The following is a 3,413-nucleotide window of genomic DNA, read 5'->3' as shown; positions in this document are numbered from 1 at the left end:
GTTGTGGTCTCTTCGTCATCATCGCCACAGGCTGCCAGTACCGGCACCATCAGGGCCAGAACCAGAACCAGGGCCGCCAGTTTGTACCATAGAGTGCTTTTCATTTGCATCGCTCTCCTCCTTTGCTTACTTCGTATCTATAATCGGACTTGCTCGCAATAATCTTCTTCTGCACAACCGCCACTGCCCCCGCGCTGTCACAATCACTGATCTTGAGGATTCTGATGTGAACATGGGATTCCTGATGGACATCGGTAAAACCCATGTCTGGAGATGAGTGCTTGAGTGCGATTTTAACATTCGCATCTACCTAAATCAACCCCTTGCTTGAGACTCTTAATCCGTGAATTCTTGACACCGTAGAGCTTCATTCCAAATCAAAATGAATGAACATCCGGAGGTATTACTTGGCGAAACCCCAACCTGTAACATCATTTTGCATGCGGGCCACAGTGATCGCAGTCCGGATTCTGCCTCACAGCGATCTCGCTGAAACACATAGCGAATCCATCATAAACCAGCAGCCGATTGGTCAACAATTCTCCCATTCCAACCAGAAACTTCAGAACCTCCGTCACCTGAATGATGGCAATCAGAGCTGGAGCAACCCCGATAACAGGAAATTTGTTCTTGGTGGGGATAGGGTCAGGATTGATGCACCTTACGCAGGCTGAACTGCCGGGAATGACCGTCATCGCGCAGCCTTCCATTCCATAGATGCCGCCGTGAAAGAAAGGAATCTTCCTCCGAATGGCTTCCCTGTTCAGGATAAGCCGGGCCGGGATATTATCCATGGCATCCAGAATGGCATCACAATCCGCGCTGAGATGGGCAACATTATCTTCGGTGATGGTCTCAGCGATGGCTTCTATTTTCACATCTCTGTTGAGTTCCGTGAGCTTTTCTGCCGCGGAATCGACTTTCATTCTGCCGACATCCTTGTCCCAGTGAAGGATCTGCCGATTCAGGTTACTCATGTCGATGCGATCATTATCGACGATGCGGATATTCCCCACTCCGGCGGCTGACAGATAAGCGCAGGCAGGGCATCCCAGTCCGCCCACTCCAGCCACAAGAATTCTGGAGCGCTTCAGCTTCTCCTGGCCTCCCGGGCCGAAATTCGGCAACATCATCTGCCGGTCATACCTTTCCTTCTCACGATCGCTCAGCATCCCGGCACCCCCTGCGTATTTCCCTTTATTATAGCAGTCATGGTGGCGGTCGTCCTGCAAGGCAGCGATTCATAGACATAGCCTTTCACTTACAGGGGAAAGGTGCTCAAGACAATCATCCCCCTTGATCCCCCGGTCTTGGAGGCAGGATACACGCAAAAGCACAAAATCTACTGCATTCCGTCATCTTTGTTTTTGGGATATTATGGTGCAGATCAGTGAAATGAGGCCTGCGTTGACAGTACTCCGACGGTCAACTATTCTAAGAACGGTGTGAGGTCGAGTGTCTTGGCAAGTGACCACAGCATTCGAAGAAGGAGTCCAACCATGATTTCCGTTGAAGAAGCACTGGCACGAATCCTGAGCAATATCCGGGTTCTCGAGCTGGAGAAAAGGCCCGTTCTGGAATGTCTGGGGCAGGTTCTCGATGAAGACATCATCGCGGAAATCAATATCCCCTCCTGGGACAATTCGGCTATGGATGGTTATGCAGTCCAGTGGGAGAGCATCAAAGGGGCCGGAGATTCCCATCCCCAGGTCTTGAAGGTGATCGGGGAAGTTGCCGCCGGACACGTCTCCAAGCAGGAGGTCACACCGGGAACCGCAATCCGGATTATGACCGGCGCACCGATGCCCACAGGCGCGGACACCGTTGTTCCGTTTGAAGACACCGACGAGGAGAAGCGGAAGGCAACGGGAAAGTCTCTCGATGAGATCGGCGTCTTGAGAGAAATCGAGAAGGGAAAGAACATCCGGGAAGCCGGAGAGGATGTGGGCAAAGGCAGTATCGTCATGGCGAAAGGGACAGTGCTTCGTCCCCAGGAGATCGGGATTCTGGCATCGCTGGGATATGCTCAAGCCCCGGTCATTCGTCGCCCGGTGATAGCCATATTGGCCACGGGGGATGAACTGGTGGGTCTCGGGCAGCCGCTTCCGGCGGGCAAGATTTACAACAGCAACAGCTACAGTATTGCGGCGCAAGTGCTCCGCTACGGCGGCATTCCCAAAATCCTGGGGATAGGGGCAGACAACCGCGAGGACTTATCGAAAAAGATTGCTCTGGCGATGGACTTCGATATGCTGCTCACTTCGGGTGGGGTTTCGATGGGGGATTACGACATTGTCAAGAACATACTTGCCGAGAACGGTACCATCTCATTCTGGACGGTACGCATGAAGCCCGGAAAACCTCTGGCTTTTGGAGTGCTGGAGCAAAAAGGGAAAAGGGTCCCTCATCTGGGGTTACCCGGCAACCCTGTGAGTTCTATGGTAACATTTGAGCAATTTGCCCGCCCCGCCATTTTGAAGATGCTGGGGAAAAAGAACTTCGCTAAGCCAGCCATCACTGCCATCAGCGAGAGCCGAATCAAAAACACGGATGGGCGTCGGGTCTATGCCAGGGCTACCGTAGTCCAACGTGATGGCCAATACTATGCCTGTTCAACAGGCCCTCAGGGTTCTGGTATTCTGACCTCGATGGCCAGAGCCAATGGGCTGATCGTTATCCCGGAAGATGCCCCGGCGGTCAAAGAAGGGGATAAGGTATTAGTTCAGATGCTGGACTGGATGGAAGAGACACAGTGAGGTTGAACAAAGCATTCGGAAAACATTCTCAGGTCCCTGATATTGAGTGAGCTTCCCCCTGTACGAAAGGGGGATTGAGAAGGGGTTCATCGAAACCTCTTGTCTTGGGCGACCACGAGAGTCGCCCCTACGAATGCTGGCCCCTGAATCCTGTATCTATCCCTCAACAACATCGCCGCAGGGGAGCTGTCCCGTGGCTCTCAGATAAAGCATGATGGAATTCACTCTGGGATGCTTGGACTCCGTTACCATATTGAGTTTGCTGTAGATGGCGTTGATATGACGCTCAATGGTCTTCGGGTCAACGCAGAGAATCTCAGCAATGGTTCCATTACGGTAGCCTTTTGCCATCCAGCTCAAGACCTCCAGTTCCCTGTGAGTCAGCTCTTTTAAGAAAGTAGTCTTGGCCTCACCTGCGCCGATCAGGCCTTCCATGACCACTGAGTCCAGAATGACCTGGCCCTCGGTGACGGCATGCACCACCTGGGTCAACTGACCGATCCTGTCTATGGAGTGCTTCAGCAAGAAGGCGCATCCTTTGGAGCTTTTCTTGGTGAATTCCCGCAATTCCTTAATTCCTTGAATATCATAAAGCGTGGAGAGAAGGATGATTCCGATATTGGGGTACTGCTCGCGGATAACTTCCAACTGCCTGAT

At 52.4% G+C, this 3,413-nt stretch carries 3 protein-coding genes; 1 reads left to right on the top strand and 2 read right to left on the bottom strand.

From position 1 onward, the window contains the following. Nucleotides 1–431: 431 nt before the first annotated feature. Nucleotides 432–1,172: a HesA/MoeB/ThiF family protein gene (locus PHV74_15590; protein ID MDD5095776.1), complete on the bottom strand. Its 741-nt coding sequence runs from the start codon at nucleotides 1,170–1,172 to the stop codon at nucleotides 432–434. A 327-nt stretch (nucleotides 1,173–1,499) separates the two neighbouring features. On the opposite strand from PHV74_15590, the gene PHV74_15585 reads away from it, so the two are divergent. Then, complete coding sequence (locus tag PHV74_15585) at nucleotides 1,500–2,756, top strand: molybdopterin molybdotransferase MoeA (GenBank protein ID MDD5095775.1); 1,257 nt, start codon at nucleotides 1,500–1,502, stop codon at nucleotides 2,754–2,756. A gap of 156 nt (nucleotides 2,757–2,912) precedes the next feature. On the opposite strand, the gene PHV74_15580 is transcribed toward PHV74_15585, so the two are convergent. Then, nucleotides 2,913–3,413, bottom strand: a 501-nt coding sequence (locus tag PHV74_15580) for a LuxR C-terminal-related transcriptional regulator (protein MDD5095774.1), incomplete at its 5' end; no start/stop codon positions are given.

The sequence above is a fragment of the Dehalococcoidia bacterium genome, assembly GCA_028711995.1.
Classification (GTDB): domain Bacteria; phylum Chloroflexota; class Dehalococcoidia; order SZUA-161; family SpSt-899; genus JAQTRE01.
Note: the sequence above shows the minus strand (reverse complement) of the source record. Positions and strands in the feature narration are given on the sequence as shown.

Excerpts from the sequence above, each read along its gene's own strand:
- PHV74_15585 (MDD5095775.1), top strand. The coding sequence starts at position 1,500 with ATGATTTCCGTTGAAGAAGCACTGGCACGAATCCTGAGCAATATCCGG.
- PHV74_15590 (MDD5095776.1), bottom strand. The coding sequence starts at position 1,172 with ATGCTGAGCGATCGTGAGAAGGAAAGGTATGACCGGCAGATGATGTTG.